Annotated in this window: 23 protein-coding genes, 1 tRNA gene and 1 pseudogene; 12 read left to right on the top strand and 13 right to left on the bottom strand. The window is 61.1% G+C overall.

Annotated features, from left to right (window positions below; genetic code table 11):
• Positions 1-14: 14 nt before the first annotated feature.
• The 6 genes from INHI_RS0118810 (at position 15) to INHI_RS0118835 (ending at position 6123) form a co-directional block, all read left to right on the top strand.
• Positions 15-683: an HAD-IA family hydrolase gene (locus INHI_RS0118810; protein ID WP_027248565.1), complete on the top strand. Its 669-nt coding sequence runs from the start codon at positions 15-17 to the stop codon at positions 681-683.
• Positions 684-687: 4 nt separating this feature from the next.
• Positions 688-1395, top strand: coding sequence for an ATP12 family chaperone protein (locus INHI_RS0118815; protein WP_027248566.1), 708 nt, complete (start codon positions 688-690; stop codon positions 1393-1395).
• Positions 1396-1624: 229 nt separating this feature from the next.
• Entirely contained in the window at positions 1625-2641 is a 1017-nt protein-coding gene (locus tag INHI_RS0118820; protein WP_014875973.1) for an amino acid ABC transporter substrate-binding protein, read from the top strand.
• A 143-nt stretch (positions 2642-2784) separates the two neighbouring features.
• Positions 2785-4017: an amino acid ABC transporter permease gene (locus INHI_RS0118825; protein ID WP_014875972.1), complete on the top strand. Its 1233-nt coding sequence runs from the start codon at positions 2785-2787 to the stop codon at positions 4015-4017.
• 3 nt (positions 4018-4020) lie between these two features.
• A complete protein-coding gene (locus INHI_RS0118830; RefSeq protein ID WP_027248567.1) occupies positions 4021-5319 on the top strand; it encodes an amino acid ABC transporter permease in 1299 nt (432 codons plus the stop codon).
• A gap of 12 nt (positions 5320-5331) precedes the next feature.
• Positions 5332-6123, top strand: coding sequence for an amino acid ABC transporter ATP-binding protein (locus INHI_RS0118835; protein WP_014875970.1), 792 nt, complete (start codon positions 5332-5334; stop codon positions 6121-6123).
• A 148-nt stretch (positions 6124-6271) separates the two neighbouring features.
• Here the strand turns inward: INHI_RS0118835 and INHI_RS0118840 are convergent, their stop codons facing one another.
• The 4 genes from INHI_RS0118840 to argB all read right to left on the bottom strand — a co-directional run bounded on the left by INHI_RS0118840 (position 6272) and on the right by argB (position 9255).
• Positions 6272-6739, bottom strand: coding sequence for a DUF411 domain-containing protein (locus INHI_RS0118840; protein WP_027248568.1), 468 nt, complete (start codon positions 6737-6739; stop codon positions 6272-6274).
• Positions 6740-6957: 218 nt separating this feature from the next.
• The gene (locus INHI_RS0118845; RefSeq protein ID WP_014875968.1) at positions 6958-7455 is read right to left on the bottom strand and encodes a SixA phosphatase family protein; all 498 of its coding nucleotides are present in this window, start codon (positions 7453-7455) and stop codon (positions 6958-6960) included.
• Positions 7452-8195, bottom strand: a complete 744-nt coding sequence (locus INHI_RS0118850; protein WP_014875967.1) for a hypothetical protein — start codon at positions 8193-8195, stop codon at positions 7452-7454. Before INHI_RS0118850 ends, INHI_RS0118845 begins: the two co-directional genes overlap by 4 nt.
• Before the next feature lie 199 nt (positions 8196-8394).
• Complete coding sequence (gene argB / locus INHI_RS0118855) at positions 8395-9255, bottom strand: acetylglutamate kinase (RefSeq protein WP_014878933.1); 861 nt, start codon at positions 9253-9255, stop codon at positions 8395-8397.
• Between the two features lie 224 nt (positions 9256-9479).
• Between argB and INHI_RS0118860 the strand changes: the two genes are divergently transcribed.
• The gene (locus INHI_RS0118860) at positions 9480-10208 is read left to right on the top strand and encodes an SDR family NAD(P)-dependent oxidoreductase (RefSeq protein ID WP_027248569.1); all 729 of its coding nucleotides are present in this window, start codon (positions 9480-9482) and stop codon (positions 10206-10208) included.
• An 89-nt stretch (positions 10209-10297) separates the two neighbouring features.
• On the opposite strand, the gene yihA is transcribed toward INHI_RS0118860, so the two are convergent.
• The 5 genes from yihA to ttcA form a co-directional block, all read right to left on the bottom strand.
• Positions 10298-10948, bottom strand: coding sequence for a ribosome biogenesis GTP-binding protein YihA/YsxC (gene yihA, locus INHI_RS0118865; protein WP_027248570.1), 651 nt, complete (start codon positions 10946-10948; stop codon positions 10298-10300).
• Entirely contained in the window at positions 10948-11700 is a 753-nt protein-coding gene (locus INHI_RS0118870; RefSeq protein ID WP_014878936.1) for an MOSC domain-containing protein, read from the bottom strand. Before INHI_RS0118870 ends, yihA begins: the two co-directional genes overlap by 1 nt.
• Positions 11697-13514, bottom strand: a complete 1818-nt coding sequence (yidC, locus tag INHI_RS0118875; RefSeq protein WP_027248571.1) for a membrane protein insertase YidC — start codon at positions 13512-13514, stop codon at positions 11697-11699. The genes INHI_RS0118870 and yidC overlap by 4 nt, the downstream gene beginning before the upstream one ends.
• Positions 13515-13952: 438 nt before the next feature.
• Complete coding sequence (locus INHI_RS0118880; protein ID WP_027248572.1) at positions 13953-15497, bottom strand: putative bifunctional diguanylate cyclase/phosphodiesterase; 1545 nt, start codon at positions 15495-15497, stop codon at positions 13953-13955.
• Between the two features lie 66 nt (positions 15498-15563).
• Positions 15564-16451, bottom strand: a complete 888-nt coding sequence (gene ttcA / locus INHI_RS0118885) for a tRNA 2-thiocytidine(32) synthetase TtcA (protein ID WP_014875960.1) — start codon at positions 16449-16451, stop codon at positions 15564-15566.
• Positions 16452-16615: 164 nt separating this feature from the next.
• On the opposite strand from ttcA, the gene INHI_RS0118890 reads away from it, so the two are divergent.
• Positions 16616-17188, top strand: a complete 573-nt coding sequence (locus INHI_RS0118890; protein ID WP_014878940.1) for a DUF3833 domain-containing protein — start codon at positions 16616-16618, stop codon at positions 17186-17188.
• 5 nt (positions 17189-17193) lie between these two features.
• Here INHI_RS0118890 and yidD read toward each other — a convergent pair whose 3' ends face one another.
• From yidD to rpmH, 3 genes are all read right to left on the bottom strand, one after another.
• Positions 17194-17466: a membrane protein insertion efficiency factor YidD gene (yidD, locus tag INHI_RS0118895; protein WP_014875958.1), complete on the bottom strand. Its 273-nt coding sequence runs from the start codon at positions 17464-17466 to the stop codon at positions 17194-17196.
• A 99-nt stretch (positions 17467-17565) separates the two neighbouring features.
• Positions 17566-18018: a ribonuclease P protein component gene (gene rnpA, locus INHI_RS0118900; RefSeq protein ID WP_027248573.1), complete on the bottom strand. Its 453-nt coding sequence runs from the start codon at positions 18016-18018 to the stop codon at positions 17566-17568.
• Positions 18019-18044: 26 nt separating this feature from the next.
• Complete coding sequence (rpmH, locus tag INHI_RS0118905; RefSeq protein ID WP_005980833.1) at positions 18045-18179, bottom strand: 50S ribosomal protein L34; 135 nt, start codon at positions 18177-18179, stop codon at positions 18045-18047.
• Positions 18180-18575: 396 nt separating this feature from the next.
• Between rpmH and INHI_RS0118910 the strand changes: the two genes are divergently transcribed.
• From INHI_RS0118910 to INHI_RS0118925, 4 genes are all read left to right on the top strand, one after another.
• Entirely contained in the window at positions 18576-19379 is an 804-nt protein-coding gene (locus tag INHI_RS0118910; RefSeq protein WP_027248574.1) for a TVP38/TMEM64 family protein, read from the top strand.
• Positions 19380-19381: 2 nt separating this feature from the next.
• Positions 19382-20803: a dihydrolipoyl dehydrogenase family protein gene (locus INHI_RS0118915; RefSeq protein WP_027248575.1), complete on the top strand. Its 1422-nt coding sequence runs from the start codon at positions 19382-19384 to the stop codon at positions 20801-20803.
• Positions 20804-20819: 16 nt separating this feature from the next.
• Complete coding sequence (locus INHI_RS0118920; RefSeq protein ID WP_014878944.1) at positions 20820-22208, top strand: sensor histidine kinase; 1389 nt, start codon at positions 20820-20822, stop codon at positions 22206-22208.
• A gap of 100 nt (positions 22209-22308) precedes the next feature.
• Positions 22309-22385 (top strand) — tRNA-Arg (locus INHI_RS0118925).
• A gap of 124 nt (positions 22386-22509) precedes the next feature.
• On the opposite strand, the pseudogene INHI_RS20980 reads toward INHI_RS0118925, so the two are convergent.
• A pseudogene (locus tag INHI_RS20980) lies at positions 22510-22769 on the bottom strand (hypothetical protein); the annotation flags it as partial.
• Between the last annotated feature and the right edge of the window lie 25 nt (positions 22770-22794).

Here is a 22794-nt window from a genome sequence, read left to right on the forward strand (position 1 = left end):
CGAGGTTCATGACGATGAGCGGTGATCTGCGTTTGATCCTGTTTGATGTGGATGGCACCCTGGCGGACAGCCAGGGCGCGATCACTTCGGCGATGAGGGCTGCATTTGACGGGGTCGGGCTGGCGGCGCCGAGCCGGGCGGAGATTCTGTCGATCGTCGGTCTGTCACTACCTCTGGCGATTGCCGAACTTGCCCCGACGCTGGATGCCAGTGTTCAGGCGGAATTGGTTGAGGGCTATAAGTCTGCTTACAAATCCGCCCGTCTGGCCGCAGGCGCAGGGCATTCGCCGCTCTATTCCGGGGCGGCGGAGGTTCTGGCGGAGCTGAACGCCGTGCCCGAATACCTGCTGGGGGTGGCCACCGGAAAATCACAGCGCGGGCTGGATGCGCTGATCGCGTCCCACGACCTGCGCTGTTTCGTGACTCGGCAATGTGCCGATCATCACCCGTCAAAGCCGCATCCGTCCATGGTGCTGCGGGCGATGGCCGAGACCGGGGTACTGCCTGAGCATACTGTGATGATCGGCGACACCAGTTTTGACATCGATATGGGCCGGGCTGCCGGCGTGCGCACCATCGCCGTGAACTGGGGTTTCCACCCGGCGGACCAGCTGGGTGCGGATTACATTATCGACAGCTTTGCCGACCTAGCACCGCTGTTGCAGCACATCTGGAAAGACTGACGATATGAGCGAGTGGAAACAGAAACGATTCTGGAAAGCTGTCTCCGTGGCCGAGACCGAAGATGGGTTTGCGGTGGAACTGGACGGGCGGCGCGTAAAAACTCCCGCAAAAGCTGCGCTTGCTGTGCCGGGCCGCGAAATGGCCGAGGCAATTGCGGCGGAATGGGACGCGCAGACCGAATCAGTTAACCCAAACACCATGCCAGTGACCCGTTCGGCCAATGCCGCAATCGACAAGGTGACACATCAGCACGCGGCCGTTGCGGATATGCTGGCCGAATACGGCGATTCCGATCTTTTGTGCTATCGCGCAGAGATGCCGGTTGAGCTGGTGCAGCGCCAGGCCGAAATCTGGGACCCGGCGCTGGATTGGGCGGCGGAGACTCTCGGGGTCCGGCTGGAGCCGCGTTCTGGTATTCTGCATGCACCGCAGAATCCTGAGGCGCTGGCGCATCTGCGCCGCTTAGTCCATGAAATGACACCATTTCAGCTGGCAGCCTTCCATGATCTGGTGGCGATGTCGGGGTCTCTGGTCCTTGGGTTCGCAGCGACAAGGAGCTGGCGCCCGGCGGATCAGATCTGGGAGATGTCACGGCTGGATGAGCTGTGGCAGGAACAGCAATGGGGCCAGGACGAAGACGCTCAGGCCACTGCGGACCTGAAACGCGCGGCGTTTTTACACGCTAAGCGGTTCTACGATTTTTCCTGCTAGCGCAATTAATTACCCAAAACGCGACGTTGCCGCAAAATTCGTTCGTGGCCACGAAAATGTTCTCTATACGGCCATCGAAATTCCTGATCACGCACTTGACGTTTGTTGATGAATGCGACCACACTTGGTCGCGAAATGGGGAAAATCCTGTTTCAACACCTATCTCCGGCATGGCTGGTGCCGGGCAAAAAGAGCCGCCAAATAGGCGGACAATCAGGAAGAGGTAAACATGAAGAATAAGGTAATTTTGGGTGCGCTGACTGTTGCTGGTCTGGCCGCCGGTGCCGCTGCGGCGGGGACGCTGGACGACGTCAAGGCCCGTGGCAAGCTGAACTGCGGCGTGACCACTGGTCTGGTCGGCTTTGCAGCGCCCAATGCCAATGGCGAATGGGAAGGTTTTGACGTTGCTGTCTGCCGCGCAGTTGCTGCGGCTGTACTGGGCGACTCGACCGCCGTCGAATTCGTGCCCACCACCGGCAAAACCCGCTTCACCGCTCTGGCCTCCGGCGAGATCGACATGCTGGCGCGCAACACCACCTGGACCTTCAGCCGCGATGTCGACCTGAAGTTCGAATTCGTTGGTGTGAACTATTACGACGGTCAGGGCTTCATGGTTCCCAAGGAACTGGGCGTGTCCTCCGCGAAGGAACTGGACGGCGCGACCGTCTGCATCCAGACCGGTACCACAACCGAGCTGAACCTGGCGGATTTCTTCCGCTCCAACAACATCAGCTACGAGCCGGTTCCGATCGAAACCAACGCTGAAGCACAGCAGCAGTATCTGGCTGGTGCCTGCGACGTCTACACTACCGACGCCTCTGGTCTGGCGGCGACCCGCGCGACCTTCGATGATCCTTCGGCGCATGTTCTGCTGCCCGAAATCATCTCCAAGGAGCCGCTGGGCCCGCTGGTTCGTCACGGCGACCACGAGTGGGGCGACGTTGTGCGCTGGAGCCTGAACGCACTGGTTGCAGCTGAAGAGCTGGGCGTGACCTCCGCCAACATCGGCGAAATGGCTGCTGGTACCGAGAATCCGGAAATCAACCGTCTGCTGGGCACCGAAGGTACCCTGGGCGAGATGCTGGGTCTGTCGGCTGACTGGGCGAAAAACGCCATCGGCGCTGGCGGCAACTACGGCGAAGTCTTTGCGAAGAACATCGGCGAAGACACTCCGATTGGTCTGGCACGCGGTCTGAACGCACAGTGGACCGAAGGCGGCCTGCTCTACGCACCGCCCTTCCGCTAAGAACGACTGAGGAAAGGGCGCAGGACCAACCTGCGCCCTTTTTTCCTACCGACCTATCCTAACAAAAACGCTTGAGGTCTGACGCGAGCAGGGAACCAACCCCGCCGATCAGTTGACCTATAAGCCACGGGGATCACACATTCATGTCAACTCTCACTGACCCTCCAAAGGCACAGTTTCAGCTGTCCATGTTGGTCAACGATACCCGCTATCGTTCGTTGACCTTCCAGGCGATTGCTGCACTGGTTCTGGCCTTGGCCATCTGGTATCTGGGGAACAACCTAATTCAGAACCTGCGGGCCGCGGGTCTGAATATCTCATACGGGTTCCTCGGGGATCCATCCGGTTACGATATCAACCAGCGTCTGATCGAATACGACAGCCAGTCCAGCCATGCGCGCGCCGCAGTTGTTGGTGTTCTGAACACGCTGCTGGTGGCCGTTCTTGCCTGTATCACTGCCACCATCTTTGGTGTGGTTGCGGGTGTTCTGCGCCTCTCGAACAACTGGCTCGTCTCCAAATTGATGGCCGTTTATGTGGAAATCTTCCGCAATATTCCGGTTCTCATCTGGATCATCATCATTTTCACCATCATGACCGCCGTGATGCCGGGGCCTCGGGAATTCCGGGGTGACAACGCCACGTCGAGCATGCTGTTTGACCTCTTTGCCTTTACCAACCGGGGTGTCTACATCCCGATGCCCTGGTTCGAGAGCGGTTTCTTCGCCTCAGGTGCGTTGAACTGGCTGGTGGTGATTGCGGCGCTGGTCGGGTCCTTCCTTGTGATGCGCCGGATTGAGGCCAACGCGACCAAGACGCAGGAAAAAACCGGCGTGCGTCCCAAAACCAAGCTGATTGCCCTTGGCGTCTGGCTGGTGCCTCTGGCGCTGGTCCTGTTTGTCATGGGCCTGTCCTGGGAAGTGCCGGAGCTGAAAGGCTTCAACTTCAAAGGCGGTATCAAGATTGGTGGGCCACTGATTGCCCTGTGGTTTGCTTTGTCGATCTACACCGGTGCCTTCATCGCGGAAAACGTGCGTGCGGGTATTCAGGCGATCAACAAGGGTCAGACCGAAGCTGCCGCAGCGCTGGGTCTGCGTCCGGGCCGGATCATGAACCTCGTTGTGCTGCCGCAGGCGCTGCGCGTCATCATTCCGCCGCTGATCTCCAACTTCCTCAACATCACCAAGAACTCCTCGCTGGCGATTGCTGTGGGCTATGCCGACATCACCGCGACCCTGGGAGGCATCACGCTGAACCAGACCGGCCGCGCCATCGAATGCGTGCTGCTGCTGATGTTGTTCTATCTCACTGCGTCGCTGCTCATCTCCATGGTGATGAACGTCTACAACGCATCTGTGAAACTGAAGGAGCGCTGAGACATGAGCGATACACACGCACAAACTGTCGCCTTTGTCCGCGAAACCCAGATCCCGCCGGCACCGCCGCCGGGCCGCGAGACCGGGGTCTATAAATGGATCCGCGAGAATCTGTTCTCCAGCGTCCCCAATTCGATCCTGACACTGGCGGCGCTGGCGCTGATCTATGCTCTGCTGAGCAGCACTCTGCCGTGGTTGCTGAACGGCGTCTGGACCACCAACTCGCTCGCGGAATGCCGTGAGGTTCTGGATGGCAAGCTTGGCGCCTGTTTCTCGGTCCTTAGCGAGCGTTGGAACCAGTTGCTCTATGGCTTCAAATACCCGGGGACGGAATATTGGCGCCCTAATCTGGCGTTGGTGCTGTTGCTCGTCGCGCTGGCACCGGTGCTGTTCTTTGACCTGCCGCGCAAGCTTTTGGCCTTCACTGCGATCTATCCGTTCCTGGCCTTCTGGCTGATCTGGGGTGGCTCCATCCTGGTGCCGATCGTTGCCCTGCTTGGCTTTGTCGCTGCTGGGTTTGTGTTCCAGAAATTCGGCAAGGGCAGCTTTGCTCTGGGGTTCTTCGGTGCGATTGTTGCTGCGGTCGTGGTCTGGAATATCGGCGGCTTTCTGATCCCGGAGGGGGCATCTGACAACGCAATGCTGTCGGCTGTACCCTCGCGCGATCTGGGCGGCTTCATGCTGAACATGATGCTGGGTGTCACCTGTGTGTCGCTGTCGGTGCCGCTGGGTATCGCGCTGGCGCTGGGGCGTCAGTCCAACATGCCGCTGATCAAGTGGATCTGCGTCGTTTTCATCGAATTCGTGCGTGGCGTGCCGCTGATCACCCTGTTGTTTGTGGCATCGGTGATGCTGTCCTACTTCTTCCCGCCAGATGCCACCGTGGACCTGTTCCTGCGTGTGGTCATCATGATCACCCTGTTCTCTGCGGCCTATATCGCCGAAGTGATCCGGGGCGGTCTGGCCGCGCTGCCCAAGGGGCAGTACGAAGCAGCAGACAGTCTGGGGCTGGATTATCCGCAGGCGATGCGCCTGATCATCCTGCCGCAGGCTCTGAAGATCTCGATCCCCGGTATCGTGAACGTGGCTGTTGGTCTGTTCAAGGATACCACGCTGGTGTCGGTCATCTCGATGTTCGACCTGGTGGGCATGATCCGTGGCCCGATCCTCGCCTCCACCGAGTGGAACGGCGTTTATTGGGAACTCCTCGGCTTTGCCGCCTTCCTGTTCTTCATCGTCTGCTACGGCATCTCTCAATATTCACAGTGGCTCGAGCGTCGTCTCGCCACCGATCACCACTAAGGAGTTCAACATATGTCTGAACTTATGTCCGACCGCGCCATCGACCGCTCCAAAATGCAGGTGAGCGACGAAGTTGCCATTGAAATCAACAATATGAACAAGTGGTATGGGTCCTTCCATGTGCTGCGCGACATCAATCTGACCGTCAATCAGGGCGAGCGGATCGTGATCGCGGGGCCGTCTGGGTCTGGTAAATCCACCCTGATCCGTTGCCTCAATGCGCTGGAAGAGCACCAGCAGGGCAACATCATGGTGGATGGCACGGAGCTGTCCAACGACCTCAAGAACATCGACAAGATCCGGTCCGAGGTTGGCATGGTGTTCCAGCACTTCAACCTGTTCCCGCATTTGACGATTCTTGAGAATTGCACGCTGGCGCCGATCTGGGTGCGCAAGACGCCCAAGAAAGAAGCCGAAGAGCGCGCGATGCACTTCCTGGAAAAGGTGAAGATCCCCGACCAGGCGCATAAATATCCCGGTATGCTCTCCGGCGGTCAGCAGCAGCGTGTGGCGATTGCCCGCTCACTCTGCATGATGCCGCGGATCATGCTGTTTGATGAACCGACATCGGCGCTGGACCCGGAGATGATCAAAGAGGTGCTCGATACAATGATCGAGCTCGCGGAAGAGGGCATGACCATGCTCTGCGTCACCCACGAGATGGGCTTTGCCCGTCAGGTGGCGAACCGCGTGATCTTCATGGATGCGGGCCAGATCGTGGAACAGAATGAGCCGGAAGAGTTCTTCAACAATCCGCAGAGCGAACGCACCAAATTGTTCCTGAGCCAGATCCTCGGTCACTGAGGGGCGTCTGGTATAACATTGGAAAGGCCGGGCATTTGCCCGGCCTTTTTTGTTTGGCGGCTCTGGTTGGGATCACTGGCAGGGGGCGCTGCCCCCTGACCCCCGGAGTATTTACCGGAAAGATGACGGGGCGGGGTTGTGCCGGTTTTTAGCCGTGGCGTGCAAAGATCTCGCTGTTGCCGTCTGGCCGGATCAGCAGCGTGGCAAAGGGCTCTGTGTCGTCGCCCATCTCCATGCCGGGAGAGCCGATTGGCATGCCGGGCACACTGAGACCCAAGGCATCGGGACGTTCGGCGAGAAGGCGGGTGATATCTTGTGCAGGCACATGGCCTTCAATCACATAGCCCGCAACCATTGCAGTGTGGCAGGAGGCCAGCGCATCGGTGATGCCAAGCCGGGACTTCATCTGCCAGAGTTGATCATCGGTGACATTCCGGACCTCTGTCTGGAAGCCCGAGGTGATGAGGTGGCCCACCCATCCGGTGCAGCAGCCGCAGCTGGGGGACTTCATCACTTCAATCAGCGGGGTGGCGTCCGTGGTGTCCGTGGTGGCCAGTGCGCCTGTGGCGAGGGGCAGAGTGGCGGCCGCGGTCAGTAGAAAGGATCGGCGGTTCATATCAGGGAGGCTCCGTTTGCGGTGGTCTCGACCTCCCGATGCTAGAGGATATCCGAGAGAGGGGGCGAATGGGTTCCCGCGTGGGAGCGACAGGATGCCACAGATGCGTTGGCCCACGCCCAACGGGAGCGGTTGCATGGTGATGCAGCCACGACGGGCGATAGGCCCTGCGGGTGCGGCGGGAGGCGCTTTGAAGATGGGCGTGGCCGGGCGTGTCGTCAGGCGCCCAGCAACTCACGCGGGACAGTGAATTCGGCCACCTTGCCGCTGCTCCATGTCAGATCGGCCCAGCGGTCGATGTCGAAGCGGGCGATCAGCGTGGCACCGGTGGGGAAATCGTCAAATCGGGAATGATCCGGTGGGTGTCGGACGATGGAATGGGCAAAGGCGGCGAGCCCGGGGTTGTGGCCCAGGATCAGCACCCGCTTGTGTTCCGCCTCGCGCAGGACTTGAAACAGGATTTCCGCGCTGGCGTGATAAAGCCGTTCGATGAAGACCGCAGGCGCGCCAAGCTCCATCAGATCACAGGTCTCGCGGGTGCGCTGCGCCGAGGAGGAGATCACCTGATCCGGGATCATTCCGATTTCGCGCAGCCAGGTGCCAACGGCCGCGGCGGAATGGCGGCCGCGGTTGTTCAGCGGGCGGGCGTGGTCGCTGGGGGCGGAGGTATCCCAGGCGGATTTGGCGTGGCGGGTCAGGATCAGCGTGCAGGTCATTTTATGTGAAAATACCTCATGTGATGGGCGGATTGCGCCGGGAGACGGTCAGCGCCTGCGCTCAGTGGGCAGGCACGGCGGGCGAGACAGCCCGCGGACAGGCAGGACGCGCCTGCAGGGCTGTCCAGATGGTCGTGGCAGGCGGCCAGATCATAGGGGCCGCCGTCGTTCAGGGCGGCCACAGGACAGGCGGTCAGGCAGGGTTGGGTATCGCAGCTGAGGCAGGGGGCCTCGGCCCGTGGTGGGGGCGGCAGGTCCAAATGGGTTGTGAGATAAAGCGCGCCGCGAAAGGAAATCATCATACCGTAGCGATCATGCACCAGCATTTGCGACGGGGATGTGAAACAGCGGCCCGTTGCCAGCGCCCAACCCACAAAAGGCGCATAGGGCGGGCCTGTGAAGGGAAAAGCCGGTATGGCCTGCCACGCCTCCGCCAATGCGGTGATGACGCGGCGTGACCAGCGATCAACCGGGTCGGCGGCGCCATCCTGCGCCTCCGGACTGCTGCGAAACTGTGGCCAGAAGGACGGCGCCGTGCCCAGCAGGATCAGCGTGCCGTGTGGGACGCCGGGGGCAGCGTGCTGGGGCTGGGTGATGCCTGGACTGCGCCGCATCTCCGCCGGTGTCGGATGGAAGCCGCCGTAGATATCCAGCCCAAGCTTTTCGGCGGCTGCTTGCAGCCGGGTGTAGCTTTGGGTGGTCGCAATAGGGTCAGCGACAGGTGCCGTTGCGGTATCCATGGCAACGGCCCTGTCCGTGTCGGGGGGGCTGGTCATGGCCACAGTCTAGCGCAGTTTTGCCGGTTTCCCTAAAGGGATTTCGCCGTCGTCAATCGCGCGCAAAGGCGCCGCTCGTGCCTGCCTCGCCCGGCAAGGCGGGAATCAGGTTACGACCAGAAGGTTCGAATAGGAGGGAGATTGGGCCGAAGGTCGGGATGCCTCAGGGGCGGATCATCGACCCGGCCCCGTGGTCGGTGAACAGCTCCAGCAACACCGCATTGGGCACCCGCCCATCCACGATGGTGCAGGCCCGCACGCCACTGCGCACGGCAGCCAGTGCGGTTTCGGTTTTCGGAATCATGCCGCCGATGATCACACCATCGCGGGTCATTGCCTCGACGTCGGCGGCTTTCAGTTCGGTCACCACCTCGCCTGCGCCGTTCTTGACGCCGGAAACATCGGTCAGCAGCAGCAGGCGGTCGGCCTTCAGCGCAGAGGCAATCGCGCCTGCGGCGGTGTCGCCGTTGATGTTGAAGGTCTCGCCATCGGGGCCCGCACCGATGGGGGCAATGACCGGGATCATGTCCTGTTCAAACAGGTGGTGGAGCACGGAAGGGTCCATCTGCGATGGGGTTCCGACAAAGCCCAGATCCGGGTCCGCCTGGGTGCAGGTGATGAGATTTGCATCCTTGCCCGAGAGGCCGACCCCAGCGCCGCCCTGACGGTTGATGGCTTGAACAATACGCTTATTCACCACGCCGGACAGCACCATTTCGACCACTTCCATTGTGGCGGCATCGGTGACCCGTTTGCCGTTCACGAAATCGGATTTGATCTGCAGTTTTTCCAGCATGGCATTGATCATCGGGCCGCCGCCATGAACGATGACCGGGTTTACCCCAACCTGCCGCAACAGCACGATGTCGCGGGCAAAGGTTTCCATCGCCTCGTCGCTGCCCATGGCGTGGCCACCGAGTTTGACCACGACGATGGCGCCGTCATAGCGCTGCAGATAAGGCAGGGCGCTTGAGAGGGTCTCGGCTGTAGCAATCCAATCGCGGTTCATGTCTTGTTTCTTCATCGTTGCAATCCCTGGAACTGGCCGCAGCAAGCGGCGCAGGCGGCGGTGCCATGGGGTTTGTGTTACGCGGTTCTGTCCGCTGTGCCAAGCATCGGTCGGAGTATTCGCCCCATTGCGGTTGTCTGTTGTGGTGCTAGGTTCGCCTGAACGTGCTGATGATGCGGTGCGGACCGTCTGACTGTCAGACGGAACCTCGGTAGTGGCTTTGGGCCAAGGATGGTGAGATGTGCAAGAAAACCCTTTTGTTGACCGGTGCAAGCCGGGGCATTGGCCATGCGACGGTGCAGCGGTTCAATGCCGAAGGCTGGCGGGTGATCACCTGTTCGCGCCAGCCCTTTCCTGCCGAATGTCCCTGGGGTGGAGGGCAGGAAAACCATGTGCAGGTGGACCTGTCCGATCCGACCGACACAATAAATAAGGTAGGTGAAATACAGGAGCTGCTGAACGGGCAGCTGGATGCGCTGGTTAACAATGCCGGCGTCTCGCCCAAGGGGCCGGAGGGGGAGCGACTGAACACGCTGGACACTGACCTGATGACCTGGGGCAAGGTGTTCCACGTGAATTTCTTTGCTTCCGTGGTGCTGGCACGGGGGCTGAAGGATGAATTGGCCGCCGCCAAGGGATCTGTTGTCAATGTGACCTCGATTGCCGGCAGCCGGGTGCATCCGTTTGCGGGGGCGGCCTATGCCACCTCGAAGGCGGCGCTGGCGGCGCTGACCCGCGAGATGGCGCATGACTTCGGCCCTCTGGGCGTGCGCGTCAATGCGATCGCGCCGGGGGAGGTGGAGACCGCGATCCTGTCGCCGGGCACAGATAAGATTGTCGAGAAACTGCCGCTGCAGCGGTTGGGCCAGCCAGAAGAAGTGGCCGCAGCGATCTATTATCTTTGCTCTGACGAAAGCTCGTATATCTCGGGCGCGGAGATTGAAGTGAACGGCGCCCAACACGTCTGATATCGGCTCTACCTTGCGCATTAGAGACAAAACGCCCCCGGATCAGCGGATCACGGGGGCGTCTGTCATTTCACTGAATGGGACTGGCGTCATTCAAGCCCGGCGATGATGGACCGCAGGGTGGCAATGCCGTCGCCTTTCTCCGAGGAGGTCATCACGATCTCCGGATAGGCGGCAGGGTGTTTGGAGAGGGCGCTGCGCACCTGTTCCATCACGACGGCCCGATCCTTGTCCTTGACCTTGTCCGCCTTGGTCATCACGCATTGGAAGGTCACGGCAGAGCTGTCGAGCCGGGTCATGATCTCGTCATCGACCTTCTTGATCCCATGGCGGCTGTCGATCAGCACAAAGGCCCGGCGCAGGGTCTGACGGCCGGAGAGATATTGTTTCAGCAGGCGCTGCCATTTCTCGACGATAGGTAGGGGCGCATTGGCATAACCATAGCCCGGAAGGTCGACCAGATACAGTTCAGGGCCTTGGGTAAAATAGTTGATTTCCTGCGTGCGCCCCGGCGTGTTGGAGGCCCGCGCCAGACCTTTGGTGCCGGTCAGCGCGTTGATCAGGCTGGATTTGCCCACATTGGAGCGGCCGGCAAAGCAGACCTCAATCCGGTCGGCAGGCGGTAGGCCGGACATCGCAACCACGCCTTTGACAAATTCCGATTGTCCGGCAAACAGTTTGCGACCCTTTTCGGTCATGATTTCATCTGGCGTTTCGGCCAGGGGGAACGGCATCTGCATCAGAGCACCTTTACAGTATCGCCGACGCGGATCGCGCCGTCTTGGATGACCTCTGCATAGACAGCAAAGTCCTGATGACCCCAGGTGTCGCGCAGGGTCTTCAGCGTATCGGCGTCGCGGACGCCGGTCTCGGGATTGGTCGTGGTGGCCAGACAGCGCACGGTACGTTCGCGGACGGTCAACACCGCCTCGCCAATCTGTACATTGCGGCCGATCCAGTCGTTTTCTTCCCAGGCGGTGCCTGTGTCGAACCAGATATTGCCGCGCCAGCGCTGCGGCGACAGCGGATGACCGATGGCGGCTTCCACTGCGCGGTGAGACGCCCAGTTGCATAGGCTGATCGACGGGAAATCGCTGTCGGTCATGCCCCGTCCCGGCACCCGCAGAATGCGGGCGGAGGCGGCGCGGTCTTCGGGCATCAGGGGGCGTACCCAGTCAAGGAACCGGGGCAGGTCAGCCGCGCTATCAGGGGTGAAGGTCAGCGCATCCTGTGTCGGATGGGTCAGTGTCACCTTGCCCGTGGCCGTGTCGTAGCGGGCTTCTACCGCCATCAGCTGCGGTGCCTTAGCGACACGGCTGAAGTTGGCGCAGGGCACCCAGGCGCTGCCGTCAGCCTTGGAGGCCTCATGGGCGACCGCCCAAACGCGATCGCCGGGCAGACACTGCCCGGCGACCAAAGAGGCGCTCTCCAGCGGCTCCCGACCATGTGATTTGATCGGATGCCGCCAGATATGAGTTATGCCTTCGCTCATTTCTTTTCAGCCTTTGGCGTCTTTTTGAAGCCGGATTTGATATTGCCGAACACATCGGGTTTGTAGCCGTGGCTGCGCATAATCAAATACTGCTGCGTGAAGGTGATGGTGTTGTTCGCGATCCAGTAAACCACCAGACCCGAGGCAAACCCACCCAGCATGAACATGAAGACCCACGGCATCCAGGCAAAGATCATCTGCTGGGTCGGATCGGTCGGCGCCGGGTTCAGTTTCTGCTGTAGCCACATGGAGATACCCAGGAGAATCGGCAGAATCCCGATGAAGATCGTCGCCATCAGCGTGCCCTCGACCGGGGCTGCCATCGGCAGCAGGCCAAAGAGGTTCATGATGGACGTCGGATCCGGCGCGCTCAGATCCTGGAACGGACCAAAGAAGGGCGCGTGACGCAGTTCCAGCGTGACGAAGATCACCTTGTAGAGCGAGAAGAAGATCGGGATCTGGATCAGGATCGGCAGACAGCCGGCGGCCGGGTTGACCTTTTCCTTCTTGTAGAGCGCCATCATCTCCTGCTGGAGTTTCTGACGATCGTCGCCCGCCTTCTCCTTGATCTCCTCCATCCGCGGCTGCAGCTCTTTCATCTTCGCCATGGAGGCATAGGATTTATAGGCCAGCGGGAAAACAAGAAGCTTGATCAATACGGTCAGGCCGATGATCGCCCAGCCCATGTTGCCAATCAACGCGTTCAGCCAGTGCAGAACCGCAAAGATCGGCTTGGTCAGGAAGAAGAACCAACCCCAGTCGATGCTGTCGAGGAACCCCTCAATGCCGTCTTTCTGATAGCCGCGAATGGTGGCCCATTCCTTGGCACCCGCAAACAGCATGGTGGTGACTTCAGAGGTGTCGCCAGCGGCAACGGTGACGGTCGGCAGCACGATATCGGTCTGATAGATCTCGCGGCGCTCATCGAATTTGGCGATGGAGCGGAAGGCCTGACCCGGCTCTGGCACCAGGGTCGACATCCAGTAGTGGTCGGTGAAACCGATCCAGCCATTGGTTTCGACCTGGGTCACCTCGGCGCGGGCACCGCTGCGGTCGTCCACTTCGAAATCGGTCATGTCGTCATAGTCGATTTCGGCGAGGGTACCGTCGGCCATGCCAATCACGCCCTCATGCAGGATGAAGAAGTTCTTCAGATCCTGCGGTTCGCCATGGCGGGCCAATGTGCCGTAAGGCGCCAGCGCGACCGTGCTGCCGGAGGCGTTGGTCACCGACTGCGTGATGGTGAAGAGATAATCCTGATCGACCGCAATGGTGCGGTTGAAGGTGAGGCCCTTGCCATTGTCCCAGGTCAGGGTGACCGGGCTGTCCGGCGTCAGGGTCGCGTCGCCTTCGGCCTGCCACAGGGTGTTGGCTCCGGGCACATCATCAGGGCCAAGACCGGCACCCGGTGCCCAGCCATAGAGCGCGTAATAGGCATTCGGATCGCCAGCAGGGGACAGCATCTTGACGATGGCGGCATCCTCTTCCAGCGAGACGCGGTAGTCCTTGAGAGACAGGTCGTCGAGACGACCGCCCAGCAGGGAGATGGTGCCGGAGACGCGGGGCGTTTCGATGGCGAGACGCGGCGCATCGGCGGCGGTCTCAGCCTCGGCGGTGACAGCGGCGCCTTCGCTGCCAGCTGCGGGGCTGGCGGCGGCTGGTGCGCTCACAACGTCGCCTGCAGGTGCGGTCTCTGCAACAACAGCGTCCGGCTGGGGCTGCGGTTCTGGCGGTGGGAAAAAGACATACCACCCCAGAATCACCAGGAAGCTAAGCGCGGTTGCGAGAAGAAGGTTCTTGTTCTGATCGTCCATTGGGGACTGCCACCTCGTGTATGGAATGACAGGGTGTGGTTCAACAGAGATGCCCCCCAAAGGTCAAGCGGAATCGCCCCCATGGCGGCCTCGCGACGCGGTTGACGGGGTATTTCCCTGTATCGCTGCTATAAAATACGGGATTGCCACCTCACGATGGACGGGAGGGCGGGCGAAAGGACCGGAAGAGCGGGCCGAGGCCTGGCCCGCATTGGATCCGTATCAGGCCCGATGCCGGGGCGAAGAGGATTGGGGTGACGGAACAAGGTCTGGGGAGGATTGGCAGGTCAGGCGGGCGACGTGCGCAGACAGGCGGCCTTCAGTTGAGCGGACTGATCATGGTCAACGGTCGCGCGGGGCAGGCAAGGCGGCTGGATGCCCTGCGCAATGTCTGCCCAGGTTAGCTGCCCTGATTGGCTCCCCTGACGAGTTGCCCTGTTAGTTGCCTTGGCGCCCGATGGTTGGGGCCTCTTGCAGCTTGGCCTCATGGGCGGCAATCCAGTCAAGCGTCTGGTCAAAGGGCATAGGGCGGCCGATGCCAAAGCCCTGCACATGATCACAGCCCAGCTGAGACAGGAGCGCGTGTTCGCCGACGGTCTCCACCCCCTCGGCGAGGGTGGCCAGATCCAGCCGTTCGGCCATGGTCAGAATCGCCGCGATCAGTTTCTGCTGTTCGGGATCGCGGTCCGCCTTCATCACGAAGGAGCGGTCAATCTTGATGCGCGAGACGCGGAAGCGCTGAACCGCTGCGATAGAGGCATGGCCGGTGCCAAAATCATCCAGATCAATGCCGCAGCCCAATTCGCCAAGGGCGGCGATATTGCGCACGATCATATCATCCGGACGATCCGTCATCACGGTTTCGAGGATCTCGATGCTGAGCCGATCCGGCGTGAGGCCAAACCGCTCCAGCTCCCAGGTGATCCGTTCCACCAGATTGGCGTTGCGCAGCTCATCAGTGGCGAAGTTCACGCCAACAGAGGGCACATTGAGACCAGCGGCATCCCAGGCCTTGAGTGCGGTCAGCGCGTTGTAGAGCATGATTTCACTCAAACGTTCCATCAGACCGGCGCTTTCCAATGTCGGGAGGAAGGACATCGGCGCGATCATGCCGCGCACCGGATGGGCCCAGCGGGCCAAGGCTTCAAATCCGGAGACGCGGCCGGTGTCTGTGCAGATCTGTGGCTGGAACCAGGCCTGGATCTGGCCATTCTCCAGTGCCTCGGTCACCTCGTCCAACATATCGCCGCGCGCCTTGCTGCGCTGATCCATCTCGGGAGAGAAGGCGCGAATGCCTGAGGGGCCGTTGTTCTGGGCGTCCAGCAGCGCGGTACAGGCTGCGCTCATCCAGTCGTTGCCGCTTGGCCGGGGGGTGCGGCTGTGCAGGCAGAAGCCGATTGAGCAAGATACGTAGAGCGAGGCGCCATCTACGGCAATCGGCTCTTCGATGGAGGCCTGCAGGCGACCGGCCATCTGGATCGCCAGTTCGAGATCCATTTGCAAGACTGGTGTCAGGCAGATGGCAAAACGCGAATCGCCGATGCGGGCGACGTAATCCTGCGGGCGCAGGATAGAAATGATGCGGTCGCCACAGCGGTTGACCAGCTGATCGGCGGTTTCCTGTCCGTGGCGCTGTGCCAGTTCCTTGAAATCATCCAGTTCGACGATGAAGACCGCAGACCGCAGGCCGGTATCGGCAGCGCTGTCATATACTTCGGAAACGATTTCCTTGAACCCGTCACGCATCATCATGCCGGTGAGGCTGTCGCGGGGCATGGTTGGGCGACGGAAATAGGCAAATCCGCCTGAGGCCGCAAAGATCAGCGGCAGACCGAGGGCCACGGCCAGCAACGCGGCCTCGCCGGCCAGCCAGAAGGTCGCCAGTGTCATAGCGGGTAAAAACGCAAGCAGCGGCGGCCCGAGCAGCACCGGGGCAATCCGTTTCCTGACCTGTGTCAGCGTCTGCGACAGCGTTTTTGTCATCTGTAGACCTTTCACCTACGGCATATAGTGCCTGCTGTAGACTAAGGTCGCGGTCTGACCGGCAAGTTAACGCAAATCAGGAATCTCATCAGAATCTGCCCCCAAATCGGGATTTTTCAACATAAGCGCAGAAAAATCGAACAGTTTGGGGTCCAGCAGATGCGACGGGCGGGCGTTCATCAGGGCGCGGAACATCACCTGACGGCGTCCCGGGCTGTTTGATTCCCACTGATCGAGGATCTGCTTGACCTGCTGGCGCTGCAACCCATCCTGACTGCCGCAAAGATCGCAGGGGATGATCGGATAATTCAAGGCCTTGGCGAATTTCTCACAGTCCACCTCGGCGACATGGGCGAGGGGGCGAAACACGAACAGATCGCCCTCTTCATTGACCAGTTTCGGCGGCATGGTTGCCAGACGGCCCCCGTGAAAGAGGTTCATGAAAAAGGTTTCAAGAATGTCGTCGCGATGATGGCCCAGCACCACCGCAGAGCAGCCTTCCTCCCGCGCGATCCGGTAGAGGTTGCCGCGCCGCAGACGCGAGCAGAGCGCGCAAAACGTGCGGCCCTGCGGGACCTTATCCATCACGATGCTGTAGGTGTCCTGATATTCGATGCGGTGGGGAACCCCCATCTTTTCCAGAAACTCCGGCAGCACAGTGGCCGGAAAACCGGGCTGCCCCTGATCCAGATTGCAGGCCAGAAGATCCACCGGCAACAAGCCGCGCCACTTCAGTTCATAGAGAACCGCGAGCAGGGTATAGCTGTCCTTGCCACCGGAGAGACAGACCAGCCATTTCGGTGTGCTGCCATCCTCGCGCCGTTCCACCATGCCATATTGGTCGATCGCCTCGCGCGCGTAGCGCACGATCCGTTTGCGGAGCTTCTTGAACTCCGTAGTCGAGGGGGCGCCGGCGAACAGCGGGTGGATATCGTCCAGATCATCATCAAGCATGGGCGCGCCCTAGCCGAGGATCGGCGTTTTGCCAAGAAGAAAAGGCTCCGAAGACCCGTTGCAATGGCCCGGATGGGGGATGGGCGGCGTGGCAGAGTCATCCAAAATCGGGGCCGTTGCGTAGCCAAGGGCAAGAGGAACAAGACAAAGATGAGGTGTGAGACATGGCAATTGCGACGGAAACACCACGCCGGTTTCGGATCGGCCGCTGGGCGGCTCTTGGCGCGGGGGCGGCAGCTGTTGCGGCACTGGCGTCCTGCGGGCGGCCCAGTCTGACAGATGAGAAGCTGAGTGATAAGACCTTCAATCTGGAAGAGTATTTCGAGGGCAAGACGGTTGCCTATGGGCAGTTCGCGGATCGGTTCGGCACTGTTCGGCGCCGGTTCAAGGTGGATATTACCGGTGAATGGGACGGCCGTGTACTGACGCTGGCGGAGGATTTCCGCTACGCCGATGGCAGTACCGAGCAGCGGATCTGGTCGCTGACCAAGACAGGCGAGAATACCTGGGAGGGTAGCGCCGATGGGGTGCAGGGCATCGCCAAGGGGGAAGAGCGCGGTGATACCTTCAACTGGGGCTACACGATTGATCTGCCAGTGCCCGGTGGCGATACCATGCGGGTGACGTTTGATGACTGGATGTGGCTTCTGGAGGACGGCAGGTTGCTGAACAAAGCGTATATGAGCCGCTATGGCGTCACGCTGGGTGAGGTCACGATCTTCTTTGAGAAGCTCTGAGCGGATTACTTGTCGCCTGTAGCCGTGTCGCGTGTTCTGCGGTCATGTTCGGGGTCACAGCCGGGCACCGGGTCATAGCCATCCCCACCAAGGGGGTGGCAGCGGCCGATCCTGCGCGCGGTGAGCCAGGCGCCCCGAATGGCGCCGTGTTTCTCCAGTGCCTCCAGCGCATAGGCCGAGCAGGTGGGCTGGTATCGGCAGTTAAAGCCAACCCAGGGGCTGAACAACAGCCGATAGGCGCGCACGGGCAGAGCAAAGAGATGGGCGAGCGGAGTCATGGCGCCTAGATAGGCGCGACGGCGCCCCATAGCAATCTGCGGGGGTGTCGCGGCTGCGGAGTAAGGCGCAACGGAAGGCGCGGGCCTTGCCTGTTGTGATTACTTGCCGTGAATTTTCTTCAGCGCGTAGATAAGATCGTTTTTCAGATCGTCGAACGGGCGGTCAGCGGTTTCGCCTGCACGGCCTATCAGCACGTAGTCCCAGCCGGTGCGGCCGTGGATTGGCAGAATCATCCGCGCCACCTCGCGCAGTCGGCGTTTGGCGCGGTTGCGGGCCACCGCATTGCCGACCTTCTTGGAGCAGGTAAAGCCCATGCGAATGCCATCGCCGACGGAATCGTCCGCGTGGCGTTTGCGGCCCTGAACCATCATCCCCTTGGTGCCCTGACGTCGGGCGCGCGCCGCCGCGAGAAAGTCGCGGCGTTTGGCGATTACATCAGGTTGCGGGCGGGGCAGGGGGTGGGTCAAACTATCAGATACGCAAACGGACACCGCCGGAGACCTGATCCCTTGGGCAGCTGAGCCATCCTTGGGGGTCTCCGGCGGTGTCATGTCTGTCTGAACAGAACTGGGCGCGATTACGCGCTCAGCGACTTACGACCGCGTGCGCGGCGTGCGTTCAGGATCTTGCGGCCTGCCTTGGTGGCCATGCGCGCACGGAAGCCGTGGCGGCGTTTGCGAACCAGGTTCGAAGGCTGATAGGTGCGTTTCATCGCTCCGGTCTCCAACTGTTTACATCGGGACGGCGCGGAATCGGCCACCCGGGGGTCTATCTCGAAGCCCGGTCTCTAGAAGGGAATGACCTGCGAGTCAAACCCCAACGCGGTTGTTTTCTGCGTGAAATGCAACATTTCCATGAAAACCGGACGCTGGAGGCTCTCTAACAGAAGAGAATTGTAACAGACAGGGGGCAGATTGGTGTTTGGCTCACTTTTTCGCAGGGGATGATCAAGCGGACGTGAAGAGGCGGCGTCTATGCTCGTACAGGGCCCATTTACCGGATAGCCAGAGACAAAGGCCTGCGGCGGCGGTACCCCCAGCCCCGGCCGCAGCTGCGGAACAGTATATGACCGGCCAGCCATGGCCCAAGACAGCAGGATTTACAGAAGATGTCCGATCAGTCCGACCAGCCAGATATCGCAGATCGTTCTGGGGGCGTGGCCCCGGCAGGCGAATCGGGAGGGCGGGGCAAGAAGACGCCTGCGCTGACCCGGTTCCTGCCACTGGCGCTGGTGCTGGTGGTGGCGGTGATCGGCGCGATGACCCTGGGCGACTATCTGACGTTTGAGACGTTGCGCGACAACCGGGTGGCGCTGATGGCGTTTCGCGATGATAACTACCTTGGCCTCGTTGGTCTGTTTGTTCTGGCCTATGTGGTGATTGTCGTCTTCTCGCTGCCCGGTGCTGCGGTGGCGTCGGTCACTGGCGGGTTCCTGTTTGGACTGGTTGCGGGCACGGTGTTCAATGTGTTGGCGGCCACGGTCGGGGCTGTTGGCATCTTTCTGGCGGCGCGCTGGGGGCTTGGGGCGATGCTGACCCACCGGCTGGAAGCGGCGGAGGGACGGGTGCGTATCCTCAAACAGGCCCTGCGCGAGAATGAGATCGAGGTGCTGTTGCTGTTGCGGTTGGTGCCTGCGGTGCCGTTTTTTGTCGCCAATCTGCTGCCCGCGCTGGTTGGGGTGAAGCTGGTCAATTTCCTGTGGACCACGGCGGTTGGTATCATCCCCGGCGCCATCGTCTTTACTTGGATTGGCGTGGGCCTTGGCGCGGTGTTTGACCGGGGGGAGACGCCGGATCTGTCGATCCTGTGGGAGCCGTTTGTGATCGGGCCGATCCTTGGCCTGTGTGTCTTGGCGGCACTGCCAATCCTGCTGAAGAAACGCCGTCCCGCGACCCCCGGAAAGGAGCAGTGACCATGCAAGAGCTAACCTGCGATCTTCTCGTGATCGGCGCCGGGTCGGGCGGTCTCTCTGTTGCGGCAGGGGCCAGCCAGATGGGCGCCGACGTTGTGCTGCTGGAAGGGCACAAGATGGGCGGCGATTGCCTGAACTACGGTTGTGTGCCGTCGAAATCGCTGCTGGCCAGCGCCAAGGTCGCCTATGGTCAGGCCCACGCCAGCGCTTATGGTGTCGCGGATCAGATGCCGGTGGTGGATTACGCTGCCGCCAAGGATCACGTGCAGGACGTGATCGCCACCATTGCGCCGGTGGACAGTCAGGAGCGGTTTGAAGGCTTTGGCGTGCGGGTTATTCGCGCCTATGGCCGGTTCGTCGATGATCGCGTGGTCGAGGCGGGAGAGCACCGCATCACCGCCCGGCGCATTGTGATTGCCACGGGCTCCTCTCCGCTCGTGCCGCCCATCGATGGGCTAGCGGATGTGCCGTATTTCACCAACGAAACCCTGTTTGATCTGCGCGAGCGGCCCGATCATCTGCTGATTATCGGCGGCGGCCCCATCGGTATGGAAATGGCGCAGGCCCATATCCGGCTGGGCAGCAAGGTGACCGTCATCGAGGGTGACCGGGCGCTGGGCAAAGATGATCCGGAGCTTGCGTCCATCGTATTGGACCAGTTGCGCGGTGAAGGCATTGAGATCGCCGAGGGCGCGCAGGCTGAGACTATTGCCTCCACCGAGGGTGGCGGCATTCGCGTCACCGCAAAAGATGGCCGGGTGTTCGACGGCAGCCATCTCCTGATGGCGGTCGGGCGCAAGGCCAATATCGACAAGCTGAACCTGGAGGTCGCAGGCGTTGAGACCAATCGGGCAGGCGTGGTGGTGGATGACAGCCTCCGCAGCAGCAACCGCCGGGTCTATGCCATTGGCGATGTGGCCGGTGGGATGCAGTTCACCCATGTGGCCGGCTACCATGCGGGCGTGATCATCCGCTCGATCCTGTTTGGGCTGCCGTCGAAGGCCAAGACCAGTCACATTCCCTGGGCGACCTATACCGCGCCGGAACTGGCGCAGGTTGGCCTCACGGAGGCGCACGCACGCGAGAAACATGGCGACCGGCTGGAGGTTGCACGGTTTGACTATCACCACAACGACCGCGCGCTGGCAGAGCGCAAGAGCAAAGGTCTGATCAAGGTGATGGTGGTCAAGGGGCGTCCTATTGGGGCCTCTGTGGTCGGGCATCAGGCGGGGGAGCTGGTGGCGCTGTGGTCCATGGCCATCGCCAATAACCTGAAGATGAGCCAGGTCGCGGGCATGGTGGCGCCGTATCCCACCATATCGGAGGTGAATAAACGCGTCGCAGGGGCCTATTTCTCGCCACGGCTTTTTGATAGTCCAATGGTGAAACGAGTGGTGCAAATTGTGCAGCGCTGGCTCCCGTAACGCCGGAAGGGGCTGAATGCTCAACACGCTTTCAGGCAGATTCCTGATCCTGACCACGGTCTTCGTGATGTTGGCCGAGATCCTGATCTTTGTGCCCTCCATCTCTCGGTTCCGGCTCGACTATCTGGCAGACCGGCTGGAACGGGCGCAGATTGCGTCGCTGGCGCTGCTTGCAGATGATATGCTGGAGACCGAGCTGGAGGCAGAGCTCTTGGAAAACGCGGGCGTTTTCAACGTGGTTCTGCGACGGGATGAAGTGCGCCAGCTGGTGCTGTCTTCGCCGATACCGGCTCCGATATCGGGCACTTATGATCTGAGGATGAGCAGCCCGTTTGCGCTGATTGGCCATGCGATGCAGCGGCTGGTGACGCCGGAAAATCAGATCATCCGGGTGATTGGCGCGCCAGTGCGTGACGCCGGGCTGCTGATTGAGATCACGATTGAGACGGACGGGCTGCGTGATGCGATGATCGACTATGGCGTGCGCATTCTGCTGCTGTCGGCGGTGATCTCCATCTTTACCGCAGTGCTGTTGTTTGCGGCGGTGCGCCGTTTTATGGTGAAACCGATCAAGGGCGTCATCGGCTATATGCAGCGCTATGCCGCCGCGCCGGAGGACGCCCGCGGCATTATCCACCCCAGCGCCGGGGTGCGCGAGCTGCGCGAGGCCGAAGAGGCGCTGATGCAGTTGCAGACCGAGCTGACGCAAGCGCTGAAACAGCGCGAACGGCTGGCGCAGCTCGGTGGCGCGGTGGCCAAGGTGAGCCATGATCTGCGCAATATCCTGACGTCGGCGCAGTTGTTCACCGACCGCATCGAGATGAGTGAAGACCCGCTGGTGCGCCGCCTCGCGCCTAAGCTGGTGAATTCGATCACCCGCGCGGTGTCGCTTTGTGAGGGGACGCTGGCGTTTGGCCGGGCGGAGGAGCCGGCGCCAACCTTTGGCCGCGTGGCCCTGTATGGGCAGGTCGAGGATATTCTGGAGAGCGAGAGCCTGGCAGGCGGCACTGAGGGGCGGATCCGGTTCCTGAATGAGGTGCCTGTGGATCTGAGCCTGCGGGCCGATCCCGAACAGCTGTTTCGGATCGTGATGAACCTGGTTCGCAACGCGCGTCAGGCGATCGAGGCCACGGGGCAGGAGGGGCAAATCACCCTCTCTGCCCGCGAAGACACTGAAAGCTGGTGGATCTCCGTTGCGGATACTGGCCCCGGTCTGCCGCCAAAGGCGCGGGAAAACCTCTTTACCCCGTTCCAGGGCGGCATCCGCAAGGGCGGCACCGGCCTGGGCCTTGCCATCGCCGATGAGCTGGCGCGCGGTCATGGCGGCATGGTGGTTCTGCGCGAAACCGGTCCGGAGGGCACCGTGTTTGACATCTGTCTGCCCAAGGGCGACGGGACTCTCTGAGGGTTTATCGTGGGTAAGACGCGCCGGACGCGCAAAAATGCGAAAGGCTGACATTTTAGGCTTGCACCCGCGCGCCGCTGCGCATAAACCCCGCCGCAGTGGACCGATAGCTCAGCTGGATAGAGTACTTGACTACGAATCAAGGGGTCGGGGGTTCGAATCCTCCTCGGTCCGCCACTACCTCCTTTTGATACGAACAGATAGTTCTGCCTTTTGCGATAGAGCGTTTCTATTGTGACTGCACGTAGGCTTTGTTGCACAAATCGGGATTTGAGCGCACTTTTCCTTTCCCCAGACGGACTTATCCTACGGGCTCTGTGAGTGGTATGCCGAGAGCGCTGTAGCGGTTGAGCACCGCGATCGGGATCTGGAGTTCAGCGACCTGTCGGTCGAAGTCTCGTGCCATGATGCCTTGGTCAACGCGTTTGACACAGTCCATCCGCTGACCGGCAGGGCAGTGCGCATCACTGTCCCGAAAGGGCTGCTTTCGACGGGGCCTCGGCGGTGATAGCCGGTCAACTTGTGCCAGAGTGCCCGTCCAGGATATTTGCAGGCCCTCACGCCGTTTGTGCAGCAAAGCCATAGC

This window comes from Phaeobacter inhibens DSM 16374, assembly GCF_000473105.1.
Lineage (GTDB): Bacteria > Pseudomonadota > Alphaproteobacteria > Rhodobacterales > Rhodobacteraceae > Phaeobacter > Phaeobacter inhibens.